At 64.9% G+C, this 19,164-nt stretch carries 16 protein-coding genes; 9 read left to right on the forward strand and 7 right to left on the reverse strand.

Annotated elements, in window-relative coordinates; translation table 11 throughout:
• A partial coding sequence (locus MU449_RS13430; RefSeq protein WP_244739093.1) for a hypothetical protein occupies nucleotides 1–194 on the reverse strand: 194 nt, incomplete at its 3' end.
• A gap of 65 nt (nucleotides 195–259) precedes the next feature.
• Between MU449_RS13430 and MU449_RS13435 the strand changes: the two genes are divergently transcribed.
• The 3 genes from MU449_RS13435 to MU449_RS13445 all read left to right on the forward strand — a co-directional run bounded on the left by MU449_RS13435 (nucleotide 260) and on the right by MU449_RS13445 (nucleotide 5,497).
• On the forward strand, nucleotides 260–1,309 hold the full coding sequence (locus tag MU449_RS13435; protein ID WP_244739094.1) for an EscU/YscU/HrcU family type III secretion system export apparatus switch protein: 1,050 nt from the start codon (nucleotides 260–262) through the stop codon (nucleotides 1,307–1,309).
• A gap of 16 nt (nucleotides 1,310–1,325) precedes the next feature.
• Complete coding sequence (locus MU449_RS13440) at nucleotides 1,326–1,901, forward strand: L,D-transpeptidase (RefSeq protein ID WP_244739095.1); 576 nt, start codon at nucleotides 1,326–1,328, stop codon at nucleotides 1,899–1,901.
• A gap of 83 nt (nucleotides 1,902–1,984) precedes the next feature.
• Nucleotides 1,985–5,497, forward strand: a complete 3,513-nt coding sequence (locus MU449_RS13445) for a hypothetical protein (protein WP_244739096.1) — start codon at nucleotides 1,985–1,987, stop codon at nucleotides 5,495–5,497.
• Nucleotides 5,498–5,537: 40 nt separating this feature from the next.
• Here MU449_RS13445 and MU449_RS13450 read toward each other — a convergent pair whose 3' ends face one another.
• From MU449_RS13450 to MU449_RS13475, 6 genes are all read right to left on the reverse strand, one after another.
• A complete protein-coding gene (locus MU449_RS13450; protein ID WP_244739097.1) occupies nucleotides 5,538–6,689 on the reverse strand; it encodes a metallophosphoesterase family protein in 1,152 nt (383 codons plus the stop codon).
• On the reverse strand, nucleotides 6,686–7,396 hold the full coding sequence (locus tag MU449_RS13455; RefSeq protein WP_244739098.1) for a glycerophosphodiester phosphodiesterase: 711 nt from the start codon (nucleotides 7,394–7,396) through the stop codon (nucleotides 6,686–6,688). Before MU449_RS13455 ends, MU449_RS13450 begins: the two co-directional genes overlap by 4 nt.
• An 11-nt stretch (nucleotides 7,397–7,407) precedes the next feature.
• Nucleotides 7,408–8,508 carry an ABC transporter ATP-binding protein gene (locus MU449_RS13460; protein ID WP_244739099.1) on the reverse strand — a complete coding sequence of 367 codons (1,101 nt, stop codon included), beginning with the start codon at nucleotides 8,506–8,508 and terminating at the stop codon, nucleotides 7,408–7,410.
• A gap of 4 nt (nucleotides 8,509–8,512) precedes the next feature.
• Nucleotides 8,513–9,556, reverse strand: coding sequence for a carbohydrate ABC transporter permease (locus tag MU449_RS13465; RefSeq protein ID WP_244739100.1), 1,044 nt, complete (start codon nucleotides 9,554–9,556; stop codon nucleotides 8,513–8,515).
• Nucleotides 9,556–10,467 carry a carbohydrate ABC transporter permease gene (locus tag MU449_RS13470; RefSeq protein WP_244739101.1) on the reverse strand — a complete coding sequence of 304 codons (912 nt, stop codon included), beginning with the start codon at nucleotides 10,465–10,467 and terminating at the stop codon, nucleotides 9,556–9,558. Before MU449_RS13470 ends, MU449_RS13465 begins: the two co-directional genes overlap by 1 nt.
• A 63-nt stretch (nucleotides 10,468–10,530) precedes the next feature.
• Nucleotides 10,531–11,904 carry an ABC transporter substrate-binding protein gene (locus MU449_RS13475; protein WP_244739102.1) on the reverse strand — a complete coding sequence of 458 codons (1,374 nt, stop codon included), beginning with the start codon at nucleotides 11,902–11,904 and terminating at the stop codon, nucleotides 10,531–10,533.
• Nucleotides 11,905–12,002: 98 nt separating this feature from the next.
• Between MU449_RS13475 and MU449_RS13480 the strand changes: the two genes are divergently transcribed.
• From MU449_RS13480 to MU449_RS13505, 6 genes are all read left to right on the forward strand, one after another.
• Nucleotides 12,003–13,118 carry an ROK family transcriptional regulator gene (locus MU449_RS13480; protein WP_244739103.1) on the forward strand — a complete coding sequence of 372 codons (1,116 nt, stop codon included), beginning with the start codon at nucleotides 12,003–12,005 and terminating at the stop codon, nucleotides 13,116–13,118.
• Between the two features lie 170 nt (nucleotides 13,119–13,288).
• The gene (locus MU449_RS13485) at nucleotides 13,289–14,014 is read left to right on the forward strand and encodes a FadR/GntR family transcriptional regulator (protein WP_244739104.1); all 726 of its coding nucleotides are present in this window, start codon (nucleotides 13,289–13,291) and stop codon (nucleotides 14,012–14,014) included.
• The gene (locus MU449_RS13490) at nucleotides 14,011–15,513 is read left to right on the forward strand and encodes an ABC transporter substrate-binding protein (RefSeq protein ID WP_244739105.1); all 1,503 of its coding nucleotides are present in this window, start codon (nucleotides 14,011–14,013) and stop codon (nucleotides 15,511–15,513) included. The genes MU449_RS13485 and MU449_RS13490 overlap by 4 nt, the downstream gene beginning before the upstream one ends.
• Nucleotides 15,514–15,564: 51 nt before the next feature.
• A complete protein-coding gene (locus MU449_RS13495) occupies nucleotides 15,565–16,512 on the forward strand; it encodes an ABC transporter permease (RefSeq protein ID WP_244739108.1) in 948 nt (315 codons plus the stop codon).
• Nucleotides 16,509–17,375, forward strand: coding sequence for an ABC transporter permease (locus MU449_RS13500; RefSeq protein WP_244739110.1), 867 nt, complete (start codon nucleotides 16,509–16,511; stop codon nucleotides 17,373–17,375). The genes MU449_RS13495 and MU449_RS13500 overlap by 4 nt, the downstream gene beginning before the upstream one ends.
• A gap of 10 nt (nucleotides 17,376–17,385) precedes the next feature.
• Nucleotides 17,386–19,164, forward strand: a complete 1,779-nt coding sequence (locus MU449_RS13505; RefSeq protein WP_244739112.1) for a gamma-glutamyltransferase family protein — start codon at nucleotides 17,386–17,388, stop codon at nucleotides 19,162–19,164.

Consider the following 19,164-nt stretch of genomic DNA (forward strand, 5'->3'; position numbering starts at 1 on the left):
TCGTCCGCCACCTTCGCCGCCTGTTCCAGAAGCCCCACCGCCGTCTCTGTCTCGCCCCGCGCCTGAAGATCCTGCGCAAGCTTCAGCATTCGCCCCTCCTCGCCCGCCGGGGGGCCGGACGGATCGGGGGCGGCGCAGGCGGTCAGCGCCAGACCGGCCGCCAGCGCGGCGGGAAAAGAAAGACGTCGCATCATGTCACCTTGGCATTGTTCATCATGACGGTCCTACATCGGTTTCATGACAATCCCGCGTCGATGCCATGAGCGGGACGAGCGAGGAGAAAAGCCTTCCCGCCTCGGACAAGAAGCTGCGCGATGCGCGTGGCAAGGGGCAGGTGGCCAAAAGCCAGGATCTGGTGACCGGCATGACGCTTCTGGCGGCGGTGATCTATCTGGGCGTCGTTCTGGCCGATCGGCAGGCGCAGGTGCGCAGTCTGGTCGATCTGGTCGCCGACCGCGCGGCGCGCGAACCGCTTGCCGACGTCTGGCCCGAACTGCGCGCGGCGGCGGCCCAGATGCTGATGGGCACGGCCGTGCCGCTTTTGCTGCTGACACTTGCGGTGGTCATCATCACCAACCTGACGGTGATGCGGGGCTTTGTCTTTTCCACCGAACCCGTGATGCCGAAATTCGAAAAGATCAGCCCCGTGGCCGGCGCCAGGCGCGTGTTTTCGTTGCGCAGCGTGGTGGAATTCCTGAAGGCGGTGGTGAAGATCGCGGCGATGGGGACGGCCTTCGTGATCGTATTCCGAAGCGGGATCGGGGCGCTGCTTCTGTCGCCGTCCTGCGGGGCCGACTGCATCCGCGCCAGTTTCGACGGCATGGTGCGTCCCTTGATGCTGACGGCCATCGCAAGCTTCCTGATCGTCGGCATGATCGACGTGATGGTGCAGCAATGGCTGTTCCGCCGCGACATGCAGATGACGAAAAGCGAGATGAAACGTGAGCGCAAGGACGCCGAGGGCGATCCGGCGATCCTGCAACAGCGTCGCCAGCAGCGCCGCGAGATGCAGGCCAGCGCGTCGAAGGTGGGCATCGCCCAGGCGTCGGTGGTGATCGGGACGGCCGGGGACTGGGCGGTGGCCGTCCGCTATGTCCGGGGGGAAACCTCGGTGCCGGTGGTCGTGGCCCGTGCGACCCCGGCGCAATCGGCGGCCCTGATGGCCGAAGCGCAGGCCCGGGCCGTGCCCGTCGTGGGCGACACGGCCCTTGCCGCGCTGCTGGCCCGCACCGCCCGCACCGGCGATCCGGTGCCCACCGCGCAGTTCCAACGCGTGGCCGATATTCTGGTCGGAGCGCGCCTGATCTGAAACCAAGGAGATGCCCATGCCCCACGTCCTTTCACGCCGCGCGCTTCTTGCGGGCCTGACCCTCGCTCCCCTGCCCGCCCAAGCACATGCGGACGACTACATGAATTTCCTGTTCGCGCCGATGCGCGGGGGTGCGGGGGCGGCCGCGGCCGATCGTTCGACGCGAACGGAGGTGCGCCTTGATACGCCGATGCCTGCGGGTTCGATCCGGATCGACACAGCCGCGCGGCGGCTGTTCCTGATCCTGGGCGGGGGCCGCGCACTGGCCTACGATGTGGGTGTCGGGGCCGAGGGCTTCGGCTGGAGCGGAACCGAAACGATCACCGCAAAGCGCGTATGGCCGGACTGGCGCCCCCCGGCGGAGATGCGCACGCGCCGGCCCGACCTGCCCGCCTTCGTGCCGGGTGGGCCGGACAACCCGATGGGGGCGCGGGCGCTGTATCTTGGGCGGACCCTGTATCGCATCCACGGGTCAAACGCGCCGGAAACCGTGGGGGACGCGGCCTCATCCGGTTGCTTTCGCATGACGAACATCGATGTGATCGACCTTTATGACCGCGTGTCCATCGGCGCACGGGTAACCGTTTCCTGAAGATGCCGCGATCGGTCACATGCCGGTCACACATCATCCGTTAACCTCATTCTCGCAATCGTTTCCCCGAAAAGGCCAGTTCCATGTCCAACGTTTCGCCTTCGGCCCCCATCGACCCCAAATCCGTCGATCCCGGCAACGACGCCGCGTGGAATCAGGCCGAGGCCGATGCCCGCGAAGCCGGTATCCTGTGGGAACGCCCCAAGGGGAACACCGACAGCGCGCAGGAGATGGTGGAGAAGAACAAGGTGCTGCGCGATCTGGGCAACCAGTCGGGCGTGCGCACCTCGCTGGAACAGCGCGTCGGCGGAAAGATCGGCGAGGATGCGGATGCGACCTTCCGCGCGCTTCAGGTTCTTCAGCATGTCGAACGTTTCGATGGCGGTGGGACGCGTCTGGTGGGCGGCGATGTCGACAACGGCCGGATCAACGGATTCACCAAGGGCGGCGACGCGAAAAACGGCACCGAGGCGGGTCGGTTGCAGGATTTCGGCAAATTCGGCTTTTCCAACCTGAAGGGCGAATTGCAGAACATACAGACCGCCGCCACCGACCCCGAGGCCCGCAAGCAGGCCGAAGCGCTTGGCATCGAATGGGAACGACCCGCCGGAAATACCGACAGCGCGCAGGACATCATTGACCGCACGCCCCTGTTGAAAAACCTTGGAAATCAATCGGGCGTCCGCGATATGCTGAAGGAGCGTGTGGGCGATTTCGAACAGGATGCCGATGCCGCCCACCGCGCGGCCCAAGTGCTGGAGCATGTCGAGCGTTATGACAGCAATGGCGTGCGGGTCGCAGGCACCGATGTCAACAATGGCCGGATCGACGGCTTCACCAAGGGCGGCGAGGCGAAGAACGGAACCGAGGCCGGGCGGTTGCAGGATTTCGGCAAACACGGTTTTTCCAACCTGAAAGGCGAAATGCGCGCGGTGGGCGCATCCGGGAACGACGATGCGGTGAAAGCCAAGGCCGCGGACCTCGGCATCCTGTGGGAGCGCCCCGAAGGCGACACGCGCAGCGCGGCAGAGATCGTCGAACAGGATCCCCTGTTGCGCGATCTTGGCAACCAGTCGGGCGTGAAAGACATGCTCAAGGAACAGGTCGGCGATTTCGAAACCGACGCGGATGCCGCCTTTCGTGCCACCCAGGTGCTGAAACACATCGAAACCTACGATGCGACCGGCCATTCGACCGGCCACGGCAGCGACGGGCGCATCAACGGCTTCACCAAAAGCGGCGAGGCCAAGCACGGCACCGAGGCGGGCCGCCTGCAGGACTTCGGCAAGTTCGGTCTGGACGCGCTGAAAGGCAAGATGACCGACACCGTGACCCCCGAGGCCGAAGCCGCCGTCCAGCAGGCCGCCATCGATGCGGTGAACAAGGCACGCGAGGATGCGGGCCTGCCCCCCATCCACGAACAGGACGTGACCCAGCTTGAAACCAGCGACAAGGGCGAGGACGGAAAAGCCCTGACCGTGACCGAAGCGGCGTGGAAGAAGGTCATGGACGACTGGAAGGCCGGCATCGACAAGGGCGACATCAAACCCGACGACGACCGCGCCAAATTGTACAACGCGATGAAGGCCGGGGCCTTTCTGGACGAGGGTGTCCAGATGTATACGCTGAGCATTTCTGAAGGCGTGACGACCCAGGCCGTGACGGGTCAGGATCTGGAAGGGGTCATCGATGGCGGCAAGGTCGACGAACAGATCCTGAAACTCATGGAGTCCGAGGCGGTCGGCAAGGATCTGACCGCCGCGCGGGCCGATGCCCTGTCCAAGGTCGAGGGGGGCGACAAGATCGTGGCCGACCTCAAGGAGATGGCCTTCGGGGCCGATTACGCAAAATATATCCAGGACTTGAGCAAGGATCCCGAGAAGACGCAGATCGCGACCGACGACATCGCGGGCACGTATTCCTCGCTTTTGGCGGCCGATCCCGAGGCCGCGGCCAAATTCGCGCAGAACATGCAGATCGACACGATGACGATGGAATTGGACGCCCTTATGGCCGATCCATCCAAGATCACCGAGGAAAACCTTCAAATGGCCGGCAGCGATGTCGGCAAGATGCTCCTGACGCTGATCAAGAAAGGCGGTCTCGACCTGGGGCGACGTGCCGCCGAGGCGCAGAAGTTCCTTGAGGGAATGATCGGCGACAAGAAGACCACAAAGGAATTCGTCGCCGCCATGGCCGAGTTGGGCCATCACTACTCCAAGACGGGCGAGGTCACGTTGAAGGATCTCGATTCCATCATCGGCAAAGGGAAATACGAAGGTCTTCAAAAGGGCGGTGCGCGCGCGTTCTTTGAAGAGATGACGAAGGCCGGGTTCATCGGCTCGGCCGGCGGGATGGTGTCGCTGGCCTCGGGCATATACCAACTGGCGGGTAAGGGCGGCACGCTTGCCGATACGCCCGAGGAACGGCTGGCCATCGCCAAGGACTTCGTCAGCTTCGTCGGCGCGGGAAAGCATTTCGCCGATCTGGGCAACCACATCATCGGCGAGCACAACAAGGACGTGGCCGCGTTCAACAAGGCCATCGATGACAAATATGTGGCCAGCGACGTGGCCCCCGAACCCGGCCAGCCCGACCCGCGCGATGACGAGACGCGCGAGTTGAAGACCAAGGCCGAAATCGATGCGATGAAGAAGAAGCCGACGCAGTCGCTGCTGGGTCTGGACAAGACGCTGGACGATCTTCTGAAGCCGCCATCGGGCATCGAAGGGCCCGGACCGCACGCCAATGGCGGCAATTTTGTCGCCGCGGTGAACGAAACGCTGGATGGCGCGACGAACCCCGACAAATACAAGGCGTATCTGGAAAGCTTCGATATCAGCCACGACGACGGCGTCAAGATTTCAAAGGGTGTCGAGGAGGCGTATCAGATACGCCCCGAGATCAAGGGACCGGACGGCAAGCCCGTATCGAACCTTCAAAAAGGCGCTTCAGCGGCCCTTCTGGTGGCCAGCGCGGGGGCCGACACCTTCGCCGGTGCGGCCGACATCGCCATCGGTGCGCTGACCATCCAGAAAGGAAACACGTCGGGCGACGACGTGACGGTGGCAAAAGGGGCGATCCAGGTCGCGGCGGGCGGTTTCGGTCTGGCCGGCGGGATGGCCTCGTCGCTGGGGCTGGTGCGCGGGCTCAGCGTCGTCAAGGCGGTGGCGGCGCCGTCCTTCTTCATCTCGGCCATCCTGTCGATCGCGACGGTGATCCCGGACATCATCAACGACATCAAGAAGACCAAGCAGATCGACAGTTACCGCGACGACTTGCAGGACTTCATGACACAGCTGGAAGATCAGGGCCTGCTGGTCGAGAACGGTCTGGACAATTTCCGCTTTCTGGATGCCTACATGGAAAGCTATGGCCAGCGCGATGCGCCGGACGGGCTGAGCATTTTCGATTACCGTGATTCCGAGGTGGATCACTTCATCGACTATTGGCAGGGCGATGACGGGCGGGCCGCCGAGGATCGCGGCCAGTTCTCCTCCGGTTTCGGGCTGGATGAGGACAACCACGAAGATTTCTCGGGGGACGGATCGAACCTGAACACGGATCTGGATCGCGGAAGCACCGTCGGATCCTGACGCCGCCTTCCGATTGTGATCCATCATGCGGCAGGCTATCCTAACGGCCCGCTGCGGCCGCGCAATACGCCAGAAAGGCATCGTAACTTGCAAAGGTCACAGGTTCGGACCGACTGCGTTCATAGGCCGGAAAGCCCTCGTCGAAGCCCGGTGTCGGCGGCTGCGGGATGCGTTTGACGGTGATCGCCGTGCCTGTGACCTCGGCGATCGCATAACCGCCGGGGGCGGCGACGGGTGACGGCAGGGCGATGTTCGTCAGCCCGCCCGCGCGGCCCGATCCCGGAATGTGCATGTGGCCGCTGACATGCAGCCCCAGCCCGGTGGCCGCCAGCCGTTCCGATGTTCGATGCGATGGCATCCGCCGCATCCAGATCTCCGGGGAGGGCACGCGCATCCCCGCATCGGGCGCCGGGGCATCGAACGCGACCATCGGGTAATGCGAGGCGGCCAGCAGCGCCTTTCCCCCGGCTTTTGCGCGGGCCACGACACCGGCGATCCAAGCCGTCAGATAAGGGCGCGCCGCAAGCGCGTGATCCCAGGCGGCGTCGGCCCGAAGGTGCCAGTCGCCGTCCTGCGGGTCGAACACGTTGGCATCGAGCATCAAGAGCCACAACCCCGGCACGGGTTCGACCAGATAAGACGCGTCGATCTGCCCACCGACACTGCCGGGCGCACGACGGGCCGCAAGGCCCGGGTCCGTGCCGAACGGCGTTTCCCAATGGAACATGCCCTCGCGCGGCATCAGGCCCCAACCTGCGGTCGCGGTGATCGCGTCCGATGTGGAAAGCCCCCGCATCGGCGGCACGACCAAAGGGTCGCCCTGCGCATCCGTCAGCCGCTTCGAGAGGCTCCGACCGGCCGGACCGAAGGCATCATGATTGCCGAAGGTCGCAAAGAACCGGGTGCCGAAGCGTCGTTCATGATCGCCCAGAAGACGTTGCAATGCCGCATAGGCGCCGGGCTGGCCATCATCCGTCAGATCACCGGGCAGAACCACCGTGTGAATTGCGCGTCGGGCGATGTCGGCAAGGATCGCGCGCAGCGCCGCCTCGCTTTCGTTGAACACCCGCGTGGAGGCCAACGTGTCGTCCCAGGTGCGCAGCGCCAGCCCCCCGGCCTGTGGGTCGTGGCTGCCATAGCCGCCACGCATGTCGTGCAGGTGGATATCGGCGACGATCGCGACACGGATCACGCCGCCGCATCTCGGGCGGCGGCGAACAGTTCGGTATTGTCGGTATTGATGAAATCCACACCGGCCGCCGCGATCTCGGCGTGGATCGCCGGATCCTGCCCACCGTAATAGACCATGACATCCATCCCGGCCTTGCGCGTGGCCTCCAGGATGCCGGGATGGCGCATCTGGGCCGGGGTGATCTCAAGGATCGCCGCATGGTGCAGCGCCGACGCCAGCGAGGGGGATTTCGCGATATCGAGGGTGATCATCTTGCGGAACTCCGGTGCGATGATCTGCAGATCGCGGCGCATCTCCTCGGAGAAGGAGAAATAGAAGGTGTCGCGTTGCAGACCCAGTCCGCGCACCAAGGCGGCCACTTTGGCGGTGTCGCAATATTTCAGTTCGACATAGATTTCGCAGCGCCCGCGCAGATGCTCCAGATAGGCGTCGAGCCGGGGCACGCGCTGGCCCTCGAACCGCGGTGCGAACCAGCGGCCCGCATCCAGCGCATCGATATCCGCTGACCGCATATGGCCGATCGGGCCGGTGCCATTCGTCGTGCGGTCAAGCGTTTCGTCGTGATGGACATAAAGCACGCCATCCGCGCTTTCGCGCACGTCCAGTTCGATGACGTCGGCCCCCTGCGCCAGCGCCAGATCGGCGGCGGCAAAGGTGTTTTCGGGGGCGAACTTGTTGGCACCGCGGTGAGAGACGATCTTGGTCACGGGTCTTTCCATCACACAAATGCCGCTTCGGGGGCGGCTGGCAGGGGCAGGCTGGCCGTCAGGCCATCGCGGCGCAGACCGGCATCGTCGAAAACAAGGCTGCGGGCGGGATCGAAGGCCAAGGCCACGCGATCCCCGATCCTGTGGCGTGGAACTTCGCCCGCCTCCAGCACATGCAGAGTGCCGAAAGGGGAGGCGACGCGATAGAAAACCTCGCGCCCCAGCGGTTCGATCAAGGCGATCTCGCCGCCGATGGCGGTCCGGCCGGGCGCGGAGAGCGTGATATCCTCGGGGCGCACCCCGAACGTGACCGTGCCGTCATGTGGCCGGTTGAGGTGAAGATGCCCCGCGCCCAAGGACAGCGCCGTGCCGCGCGCCTGCCCCTGCAACAGGTTCATCGGCGGGGTGCCGATGAAACCTGCGACAAAAAGATCGGCCGGGCGGCGATACAGATCGTCCGGAGTGCCGATCTGAACGATCCGGCCCGCGTTCATGCAGATGATCCGGTCGGCCATCGTGATCGCCTCGATCTGGTCATGGGTGACCAGAAGCGTGGTGAAGCCAAGCCGTTTCTGGATCGCCTTCAACTCCGCCCGCATCGAAATGCGAAGGGTTGCGTCAAGGTTCGACAGCGGCTCGTCCAGCAGCAGGATGTTGGGCTCCTTGACCAAGGCGCGTGCCAGCGCGACCCGCTGCTGTTGTCCGCCGGAAAGCTGTGCGGGCTTGCGATCCAGCAGTTGGGTGATCTGCACCAGCCGCGCGGCTTCGTCGACCTTCGCGGCGATGGCCCGCCTGTCCAGTTTCTGGAACCGCAGGGGAAAGGCGATATTGTCGCGCACGGTCAGATGCGGATAAAGCGCGTAGCTTTGAAAGACGATGCCGACATTCCGGTCCCGCGCGTCGACACGGTTCACGTCGTGACCGTCGAAGGCTACGGTGCCGGCGGTCGGCGCGTAAAGGCCGGCAAGCAGGAACAGCGTCGTGGACTTGCCGCAGCCCGACGGGCCGAGGACGGCGACGAACTCGCCATGTCCGATGGTCAGATCCAGCGGATGCAGAACCTGCGTGTCGCCCCAGCTTTTGGTGACGTTCGAAAGTGTGATCCTGGCCATGAGGTCAGCCCTTGATGCCGCCGAAATTCATCTGGGTGATGTATTTCTGCGTGAAGAGGTAAAGGATAAGAACAGGCAGCAGATAGACGACGCCCACGGCGGCGATCAGCCCGTAATCGGCGCCCATCGTGTCCTGCGCGACATAGAAGAGATACAAGCTCATCGTCATGTGGCTTGCATCGATCAGCAGCGTCTTGACGAAGACGTATTCCTCCCACCCCCGCAGGAAGGTGAAGGTGGCGACCGCGATGAGACCGGCGCGGACCTGCGGCAGCACCACCGTGCGGAACGCCTGGAACCGGGTGGCGCCATCGGTCAGGGCGCTCATCTCGATGTCCCATGGCACGGCATCGAAGAAACCTTTCAGGATGAAGATCGCGAAAGGCAGCTCAAGCGCGCTCATGACCAGGATCACGCCGAACAGGTTGTTCAGCAGACCCATGTAATGCAACTGCACGAACATCGCGACGGTCAGCGCAAGGGCGGGAAACGCGTGCAGGATGAGAAGACCGCCCAGAAACCCGGCCCGCGCCGCAAAGGCGAAGCGCGACAGGGCATAGGCGGCCGGGGCCGCCACCGCCACCACGATGACCACCTGTGCGACGGCGAAGATGGCGGAGGTGCGCATCGCGTCCCAGACCGACGGCATCAGATCAAGCCGGGTGGAGCCGGTATCCGCCACATCGCGGGTCCACAGAAAGCGGTAGTTTTCCAGCGTGACGGCGGGCAGGATCAGGATGGCGGCCAAGAGCGTCGTGACCGCCACCAGCCCAAGCGAGGCGGCGCGGCGATGGCCGAAACGTTCCGGCAGCAGCGCGATCACGATGGCCCCTGCATAGGCCAGGGCACCGATGCCTGCGGCCCGCCACAAGACGGCATGGCCCAGCACGTCGTTGTCCGGGGTCAGGGATTTGACCACCAGCCAGAGATAGGGCAGCAGCACCGGCGCCGAAATCAGGGTGAGGAAGGCCAGGATACCGCCAAGGAAGGTGGTCCGGTGCCAGCGGCCGCGGGATTCCAGCGCGTGCCAATCTGTCGTCGCTGTCATCACAGCACCTCTATCTTCGGGGTGGCAAAGGTGGCGCGCATGTTGGTCAACCGCCACTGCGCCAGCGTGATCGCAACGCCGATCACCATCAGGCCGAGGGCAAGTGCCGCGCCATAGGCGTAGGCCCCGTTCTCGAACGCGCGGCGATAGATATAGAGCGCATAGGGGGTCGAATCGTAGACCGGCCCGCCGCCGGTGATCAGGAGGATGTATTCATAGGTCGTCAGCAACGACAGCGCCTGATAGAGCGTGATCATGCGGATCGGCCCCAGAAGCGCGGGCAGCGTCACATGCCGCAGCACCCCCCATTCCGACGCGCCATCCACCCGCGCCGCATGGCCCAGATGCGACGGGATCGACCGAATGGTCGAGGTCAGGATCACCATCGCGAAGGACGCGCCCACCACCCCGTTGGCGATGACGATAAGAAGCAAGGGATGATCGTTGCGCAGGTTCACCGGCGCCAGTCCGAAGACGGCGGTGACCTGATTGATCAGCCCCGCCTCGGTCGGGTCCGCCATCCAGATCCAGAGGATCGCGTAAAGCACCGCCGGGCTCATCCTCGGAACAAGCCAGAGGCCGCGGAAGAAACTGCCCAGCCGCTCCGGCACCGCCGTTGTCGCCAGCGCCAGCGCAAGACCCAGGCCGATGTTGAACAGGAACAGCGTCGCCGTGACATAGACGAGCGTGGTCAGCAAGATGCCGGGCAGCCGCCCGTCGCGCTGCAGGATTCGCTGGAAGTTTTCCAGCGTGAAGCCATCCACCTTCAGCGTTGCGCCCATGTCGGTGAAGGCGATGACGGTGTTCACCAGGATCGGGCCAAGAAAGAAAATGCCCAGCAGCGCGATCGCAGGCGCAAGGTAGAACAGCGGACGGGCCGGAGATCTTCGGCCGGTATGGGTCGGGGTCATGGCTGGGGTCCACAAAGCTATGCCGCCCGCACCGGAATGCGGGCGACCTTGAAGTGACGTCGATCAGTTGCCGAGGGAATCGACGATCTCGATGGTGTCGCCGAATTGCAGGTCCAGTTCGTCCGCGATGAAATTCACGGCTTCGGCGGCGGTCATCCTGCCGGTCTCGACCGCTTGCAGGCCGTTGAACAAGATCTTGTTGTAGCTGCCGAATTCGGTGTGGTTCGGCACGAATTGCGCCCGGTCCATCATCGGCGAAGCGGCCGAAAGCACCCAGTTGTCCTTGTATTCCGGCATCGCCGTCTGCGCATGGCTGATGGCCGTGTGATAGGACTGCACCGCATGTCGGTTGTTGAAATAGGGCAAGGTCGCCAGCGCCACCAGTTCCGCCGCCAGCGCGGCATGATCGCCCTGCGGGTTCACGGTATAGAGCAGGGGATGCGACAGGTTGACCGGCGCGCCGCCCTTGACGGCCGCGGGGGCGGGCAGCCACCCGATCTTGTCGAAGTATCCTTCGGCATCGGTGGGCCACGTCGCGCCCTTGTTCTCGCCCAGTTGCCACGCCACCGCCCAAACGCCCTGATGGAAGATGAAGGCGTTTTCCTGCTTGAACGCGCCCTGGATCGCATCCCAGCTCATCGCGGTGTTGTCGGCCGGGGTCACGCCTTCGCGGGCGTTGCGTTCATACCAGCCGAGGGCGGCCTCCATCTCGGCCTTCGGAAAGACGAGATTGCCGGTGTCGGGGTCGAGGAAGCGGACGCCGAAGGACTGGAACACCATCAGATAGTCGATGCCGACATTCGGCCGGTGCAGCATCCCATAGGTTGCGATCCCGCCATCGACGACCTCCTTCGACAGCGCGGTCAGATCGTCCAGCGTGAAATCGCCGGCCTCCACCGCCGAAGGCAGGCCTTCGATGAAGGCCTCGTCCTTGCCCAGTTCGCGCAGCATGTCCTTGTTGTAGAAGAACATGCGGATTTCGGCGTCTTGCGGAATGCCGTAGACCTGCCCGTCGGCGGCTTTCGCCGAATCCCAAAGCACCGGAAGAATATCGCCGTACACCCAGGGCTTGGCCGCGATCTCCGGCCCCATGTCCATGGCATAGCCGGCTTGGGCATATTGCCCGACCCATTCATGGGCGATGACGGAGATATCTGGCCCCTGCCCCACCGCAAACGCCTTGAGATTTTCCAGTGCGAGATCGTCCCAGCCTTTCGCGCCGCTGCCCGCCAGCTCGACCTTGATGGTCGTATCAACGCCGGCCGCCGCGAATTGGGCGTTCATCAGGTCGGCCGCCGCCTCGATATTGGTCAGCCGCCCCATGCCCGCCGCTTCCGACAGGGTCGAGACGCGAATATTGACCTCTTCGGCATGAAGGGCAACGGCGCTCAGCGCCAGTGCGGACACCGTGGTGCAGATCGAGAAGAGTTTTGTCATCCGTGATTTCCGTCATGATTCTTGTCGCTTCGTTGTTTAATTAGCTTTATTAATTAACAGTCGCGTGACAGGGTCAGGCCCAAGGGGAGATGACGCCGATGATCCAGACCTTGCGCGGTTTGACCGCGGGCCAACGCAGCCTGCTGCGGATCCTGCGCCAGCGCGGCACCGCAAGCCGGGCCGAACTTTCCGCGGCGTGCGGCGTCACGCCGGCGGCGGTGAGCGTCATGACACGGGACTTGCTGTCGACGGGTCTGGTCGTCGAAGGCGCGCGACGCCACGGCGGACGCGGCGCCCCGCAGATCGATCTTTCGCTCTCGGCAGAGATTGGGGTGGCCTTGGGGATCCATGCGACACGCCACGTGATTTCCCTGTCTCTCCTTGATTTTGCAGGCCGAGCACGGGCCGAGACATCCGTCACAGGTGATTTCCGCACCTTTCCCGCCGTATGTGCGGCGATCGCCGACGGCCTTGGCACCCTGCGCCACCAGTCGCGCAATGACAGGCCGTTGATCGGCGCGGGGCTGGCGATGCCGACCCGGTTCCACAGCCGCATGACCGGCCTCGATCTGGCGAAGGAGGTGACGTCATGGGGGGGCGAAGGGCTTGTGGAGGGGCTGGAAGCGGCACTTCATTGCCGCGTGGTGGTCGAGAATGACGCCAACGCCGCCGCCATCGGCGAAATCGCCCTCGGCAATCCCTCCGGCCACCGCGACTTTGCGTATCTTTATCTGTCCGAGGGGATCGGCGGCGCGCTGATCCTGAACGGCGCCCTCTATCGCGGCCCGTTCGGCAATGCGGGAGAGTTTGGCGCCCTGCGCCCGCGCGGACGGCCCCGCCCGTCATTCGAAGATCTGGCGCATTTCTGCGAGGCGGAAGGCCCGGCCCCACCTTCCGGCCGCGATCCGGGGCAATGGGGGCGCTATATTGCCGACAACCCCGCCGTGATCGACCGATGGCTTGACCGGGCGGTGCCCGAGGTGGCGCATCTGGTGTTTTCGGTGACGGCGCTGCTCGCCCCCATGGCCGTTTGTCTGGGCGGCACCCTGCCCCTGCCGATCGTCCGCGCGTTTCGCGACCGGATCGACCTGACCCGGCGTGACCTGTTCGACGGGGGATCTGTGATTCCGCCGGCACTGGTCCTGCCCGCCGTCGCGGCCCAGGACGCGGTCGCCTTCGGCGCAGCCGTCGGCGCGCTGGAGCTGCACGGCTGATCCGATATGCCGGTCCTTTCGCAACCGCACATCAAACGGTCGATGCCCGACGACACGCCTCAATAACAGGCATTCAACGGCCCCGACCCCATGACGCGTTCCACGATGATTGACGGATGGCCGACCAATAAACCGAATGGTCGAACCAATCATCAGATGGTCGCCGGTCGATGTCCAGGAACGAAAACTCCGCCTATGCGCTTGAACAGCTTCGCCTGTTCCTGTCGACATCGGCCCGGACCGCCGGCGCACGCCTACCGACCGAGCGGGAGCTTTCGGCCCGGTTCGGCCTGACCCGGACGGCCATCCGCCGGGCGCTGGACGTGCTTGAGGCGGAAGGCCGCATCTGGCGGCGGCAAGGCGCAGGCACCTTCGTCGGGCCGGGTGATCAGCGGTCCCTGTCGGCGTCCGACCTGATCCTCAGCACCGATTTCGTGGAGATCATGGAGGTCCGGCTGCGGATCGAGCCGCAGATCGCCCATATGGCCGCGCTTCGCGCGCGCGGGGCGGACATTGTGCGGATGCGCGATCTGGCGAACCGGATTGCCGAATCCACCGACGCGGATGCGCGCGAATTGTGGGACGGCGCCTTGCACCGGCTGTTCGCCGAAGCCGCGCGAAACTCCCTGCTCCTGTCCATCTTCGACATCGTGAACCGCGTCCGGCAGGACGATGCGTGGCGCAGCATTCGCGAACGCGTTCGCACCGACCGCACCTCGCTGCCGGTCACGGGACGTCAGCACCATGACATCATCGACGCCATCGCCGCGCGCGATCCCGCCCTCGCCGCCGACCGGATGCATCAGCACATCCTCCTTCTTCAGGACATGCTGATCCATCAGGTCCGGACCGACCAATCCGCCCAACCCCCCCAGAACGTGGAGATTTCGATATGATCCGCCTCCCCCTCGCGACCGCGCTTTGCGCCCTCATGGCCGGGCCCGTCCTTGCCGCCGACCTGCGCATCGGCCTTCAGGACGATCCCGATGTGCTGGACCCGGCACAATCGCGGACCTTCGTCGGCCGCATCGTCTATACCGCCATGTGCGACAAGCTGGTGGATCTGACGCCGGAGGTCGATTTCGCGCCGCAGCTTGCGACCGACTGGGCCTATTCCGACGATGGCATGAAGCTTGTCATGAACCTGCGCGAGGGCGTGGTCTTTCACGACGGCGAACCGATGGATGCCGAAGCTGTCGTCTATACCATCAACCGCAACATGACCCTGCCGGAATCCCGCCGCAAATCGGAACTCTCCTCGGTGGCGTCCATCGAGGCGACCGGCCCCTTGCAGGTGACGTTCAATTTGAACGCGCCCGACAGTTCCCTTGTGGCGCAGCTTTCGGACCGCGCGGGCATCATCATCTCGCCCAAGGCGGGCGAGGAACTGGGCGCGAATTTCGGGTCCGCCCCCGTCTGCGCGGGGCCGTTCAAGTTCGTCGAACGCATCCAGCAGGACCGCATCGTGCTTGAGAAGTTCGCGGATTACTGGGATGCCGACAATATCCACATCGACCGCGTGACCTATCTGCCCATTCCCGACACGACCGTGCGTCTGGCCAACCTGCGGTCGGGCGAGCTGGACATGATGGAACGCGTGGCCGCCCCCGATGTCGCCGCCCTGGAAGGCGCGTCCGACATCGCCATGCAGGAGTCGGTGGGCCTGGGCTATATGGCCATCTACAACAACATCGCCAACGGGCCGCAGGCGGACAATCCCTTCGGGCAGGACGCCCGCATCCGTCAGGCCTTCTCGCTTGCCATCGACCGCGAGGCCCTCAATCAGGTGGTGTTCGAGGGCACGGCCCGTGCCGGCAACCAGCCCTTCCCCCCGAACAGCCGCTGGTTTGATCAGGAAAACCCGGTTCCCGCCCGCGATCTGGAGGCGGCGAAGGCGCTCTTGGCCGAAGCCGGGCATGAACGCCTGTCGCTGACCATCCAGCACGCCAACAACCCCGTCGTCACCCAGATGATGCAGGTCATTCAGGCGATGGTGTCCGAAGCGGGGTTCGACGTGCAACTGCGCGCGACCGAATTCGCGACGCTGCTGTCGGAACAGTCGGCGGGCAACTTCCAGCTGTCGCGGTCGGACTGGTCGGGGCGTCCCGATCCCGATGGCAACCTTCATCAGTTCGTGACCTGCGAGGGGGGGATCAACGATCCGAAATACTGCAACGCCGAGGTTGACGAGCATCTGAACGCCGCCCGCGCCACCACCGATTTCGACACGCGCAAGGGCCATTACGACGCGGCCGGGGCGATCTTGGCCGAGGATCTGCCGATCATCTATCTGGGCCACCAGACCTACATCTTCGCCATGGATACGGATGTCGAGGGCTTCACCGCCTATCCCGACGGCATGATCCGCCTGCAAGGCGTCACCAAGACCGAATGATGCGACCGGGGGGCGGTCGTCGCCCCCCGCCCTGTGCGTGAAGGATCCCCGATGCTCGTGTTCATCGCAAAGCGCATCCTGATTTCCCTGCCGACGCTGCTGATCGTGTCGGTTCTGGTGTTCGGGCTGCAGAAACTTCTTCCCGGCGATCCGATCCTGGCCCTGGCCGGAGAGGAGCGCGATCCCGCCGTTCTGGAGGCCCTGCGCGAGCAGTATCACCTGAACGACCCGGTCGTCGTCCAGTATTTCCGCTGGCTGGGCGGCGTGCTGACGGGGGATTTCGGCACCTCGCTGCGCACGAACGAGCCGGTCCTGACCCTGATCGCGCAGAAGCTTCCCGTGACGATCCAGCTTGCGACGATGTCGATGATCTTTGCGTTGCTGATCGGCATTCCGATGGGGATTCTGGCGGCGGTCAGGAAAGGCACGGCGCTGGACTGGTTTGCCAGCCTCATCGCCCTGTCCGGCCTGTCGATCCCGAACTTCTGGCTGGGGATCATGTTGATCCTTCTGGTGTCGGTCAACCTCGGCTGGCTTCCGGCCTCGGGCTACGAATCCTTTTTCCGCGATCCCGTCCGGTCGCTGGAAACGATGATCATGCCCGCCTTCGTTCTGGGCACGGCCCTTGCCGCAACGCTGATGCGGCACACGCGGTCGTCGATGCTGGGCGTCATGCGGCAGGATTACATCCGCACCGCCCGCGCCAAGGGCCTGTCGGGCGGCGAGGTGGTCATGGTCCATTCCTTCCGCAACGCGCTGTTGCCCGTCATCACCCTGACCGCGCTGTTGTTCGGGGAATTGCTGGCGGGGGCGGTCCTGACCGAACAGATCTTCACCATTCCCGGCTTCGGCAAGCTGACGGTGGATGCCGTCTTCAACCGCGATTACGCGGTGGTGCAGGGGGTTGTCCTGTGCACGGCGGTGGGCTTTTTGCTGATGAACCTGATCGCCGACATTCTCTATGTCCTTCTGAACCCCCGCATGAGGGCCACGCTATGACCGCCGCCGATACCGCGCTTGTGGCACCGAAATCCACCAACCGGGTCTGGGCGCGCCTGAAGCGCAACCCGTCGGCCATCGTCGGTCTGGTGCTGGTGCTGTTCTTCGTGGCGCTGGCGGTGCTGGCCCCGGTCCTGCCGATCGCCGATCCGCTGCAGACAAGCTGGACCGCCATCCGCAAGCCGCCCTCGGCCGAGTATTGGATGGGGTCGGACGATATCGGACGGGATGTGCTGTCGCGCATGATCTGGGGGGCGCAGGCCTCGCTGATGGCGGGGGTGATCTCGGTCGCCATCGCGGTGGCGGTCGGGGTGCCCATCGGCATCATCGCCGGATATTTCGGCGGCTGGACCGATATCGTGATCTCCCGCTTCACCGACGCGCTTTTGGCAATGCCGTTCCTGATCATGGCGATCGCCCTCGCGGCGTTTCTGGGGCCAAGCCTGACCAACGCGATGATCGCCATCGGTCTGTCGGCCACCCCCATCTTCATCCGCCTGACGCGGGGGCAGGTGCTGGCCGTCAAGACCGAGGATTATGTCGAAGGCGCCCGCTCCATCGGGCTTGGGCATGGCGCGATCATGCGCCGCTATGTGCTGCCGAACATCCTGCCGCCGATCATCGTACAATCCACGCTGACCATCGCCACCGCCATCATTGCCGAGGCGAGCCTGTCCTTTCTCGGCCTTGGCCAGCAGGCGCCCGCGCCAAGCTGGGGGTCGATGCTGAACGTGGCCAAGAACTTCCTCAGCCAGGCGCCGTGGATGGCCATCTGGCCGGGGGCCGCGATCTTCACGGTCGTCATCGGTTTCAATCTTCTGGGCGACGGGCTGCGCGATGCCCTCGACCCCCGCGAACATTAAGGATCACGCCATGACCTTCACCACCCGCCCCGAGATCCTCGGCACCTTCGGGGTCGTCACCTCCACCCACTGGATCGCGACCGCCGTGGGGATGAGCATTCTGGAAAAGGGCGGCAACGCCTTTGATGCCGCCGTCGCCACCGGCTTTGCGCTGAACATCCTCGAGCCGCATCTGAACGGGCCCGGCGGCGACATGCCCGCCCTCCTCTATACCGCGGCCACCGGCAAGACGGAGGTGCTTTGCGCGCAGGGGCCGACGCCGGCCGGGGCCACCATCGCCCATTACAAGGCCGAAGGGCTGGACCTCATCCCCGGCGACGGGCTTTTGTCCACGGTGATCCCGGGCGCGTTCGACGGCTGGATGCTGATGCTGCGCGATTACGGCACGATGACGGTGCGGCAGGTGATGGAGCCCGCGATCCATTACGCCGAACACGGCCATCCGATGCTGCCCCGCGTGGCCGCCTCCATCGCGGGGCTGGCGGGCTTTTTTGCCGACCATTGGCCGACCTCCCACGCCACATGGGTGCCGAACGGCCATCTGCCCAAGGCCGGTGCGCTGTTCAAGAACCCCGCGCTGGCGCGCACATGGACGCGGCTGGTGGCCGAGGCCGACGCGGCCCCCACGCGCGAGGCCGGGATCGACGCGGCGCGCGACGCCTTCTATCGCGGGTTCGTGGCCGAGGAAATCGACCGCTTCGTGCGCGAAACCGCCGTCATGGACGCCTCCGGCACCCCGCACAAGGGCGTGCTGACGGCCCAGGACATGGCCGGATACCGCGCCCATGTCGAGCCGCCGCAGACCGCCACCTATCAGGACTGGACCATCGCCAAGACGGGGCCGTGGGGGCAAGGGCCGGTCTTCTTGCAAACGCTGAAACTGCTGGAAGGGATCGACATCGCGGCGATGGACCCCTCCGGCCCCGATTTCGTGCATACCGTGGTCGAGGCGATGAAGCTCGCCTTCGCCGACCGCGAGGTGTATTACGGCGATCCCGATTTCGCCCCGGTGCCGATGGATGTGCTGCTGTCGGAGGCCTACAACGCCGACCGCCGCGCGCTGATCACCGGCACCGCCTCTCCCGACCTGATCCCCGGCACGGTGGCGGGGTTCGAGGATCAGCGCGCCCGCACGCTTTCGATGATCGCGGGGATGGAGCAGGGGGCCGTCTATGAACCCACCATGGCGCATCTGTCGGAAAAGCGCGGCGATACGGTGCATATCGACGTCATCGACCGCTGGGGCAACATGGTTTCGGTCACGCCCTCGGGCGGGTGGCTGCAATCCTCGCCCATCATCCCCGCGCTCGGGTTCTGTCTGAACAGCCGCGCGCAGATGTTCTGGCTTCAGGAAGGGTTGCCGACCTCGCTCGCCCCCGGCAAACGGCCGCGCACGACGCTGACGCCCTCCATCGCGCTGCGGGACGGGGTGCCGCATCTGGCATTCGGCACGCCGGGGGGCGACCAGCAGGATCAATGGCAGTTGTCGTTCTTCTTGCGTCACGCGCATCACGAACCCAACCTTCAGGCGGCGATCGACCTGCCGCTCTTCCATTCGACGCATTTCCCCGCCAGCTTCTATCCGCGCACCCGCCAGCCCCTTGGGGTGATGATCGAAGGGCGGGCGGGCGAGGCGACGATTGCCGAACTGCGCCGGCGCGGCCACGACGTGACCGTGGCGGGCGATTGGGACATCGGGCGGTTGACGGCGGCGGCGCGCGATCCGGGCGGCCTGTTGCGTGCGGCGGCCACCCCGCGCCTGATGCAAGCCTATGCGGCGGGGCGCTGA

It is taken from the genome of Falsirhodobacter halotolerans, from assembly GCF_022899245.1.
GTDB classification, from domain to species: domain Bacteria; phylum Pseudomonadota; class Alphaproteobacteria; order Rhodobacterales; family Rhodobacteraceae; genus Falsirhodobacter; species Falsirhodobacter halotolerans.

Bases quoted from the DNA above. Each gene is read 5' to 3' on its own strand.
- MU449_RS13445 (WP_244739096.1), top strand. From the start codon at position 1,985: ATGTCCAACGTTTCGCCTTCGGCCCCCATCGACCCCAAATCCGTCGAT.
- MU449_RS13440 (WP_244739095.1), top strand. From the start codon at position 1,326: ATGCCCCACGTCCTTTCACGCCGCGCGCTTCTTGCGGGCCTGACCCTC.
- MU449_RS13465 (WP_244739100.1), bottom strand. From the start codon at position 9,556: ATGACAGCGACGACAGATTGGCACGCGCTGGAATCCCGCGGCCGCTGG.
- MU449_RS13500 (WP_244739110.1), top strand. From the start codon at position 16,509: ATGACCGCCGCCGATACCGCGCTTGTGGCACCGAAATCCACCAACCGG.
- MU449_RS13485 (WP_244739104.1), top strand. From the start codon at position 13,289: ATGTCCAGGAACGAAAACTCCGCCTATGCGCTTGAACAGCTTCGCCTG.
- MU449_RS13480 (WP_244739103.1), top strand. From the start codon at position 12,003: ATGATCCAGACCTTGCGCGGTTTGACCGCGGGCCAACGCAGCCTGCTG.
- MU449_RS13505 (WP_244739112.1), top strand. From the start codon at position 17,386: ATGACCTTCACCACCCGCCCCGAGATCCTCGGCACCTTCGGGGTCGTC.
- MU449_RS13495 (WP_244739108.1), top strand. From the start codon at position 15,565: ATGCTCGTGTTCATCGCAAAGCGCATCCTGATTTCCCTGCCGACGCTG.
- MU449_RS13475 (WP_244739102.1), bottom strand. From the start codon at position 11,904: ATGACAAAACTCTTCTCGATCTGCACCACGGTGTCCGCACTGGCGCTG.
- MU449_RS13460 (WP_244739099.1), bottom strand. From the start codon at position 8,508: ATGGCCAGGATCACACTTTCGAACGTCACCAAAAGCTGGGGCGACACG.
- MU449_RS13490 (WP_244739105.1), top strand. From the start codon at position 14,011: ATGATCCGCCTCCCCCTCGCGACCGCGCTTTGCGCCCTCATGGCCGGG.
- MU449_RS13470 (WP_244739101.1), bottom strand. From the start codon at position 10,467: ATGACCCCGACCCATACCGGCCGAAGATCTCCGGCCCGTCCGCTGTTC.
- MU449_RS13435 (WP_244739094.1), top strand. From the start codon at position 260: ATGAGCGGGACGAGCGAGGAGAAAAGCCTTCCCGCCTCGGACAAGAAG.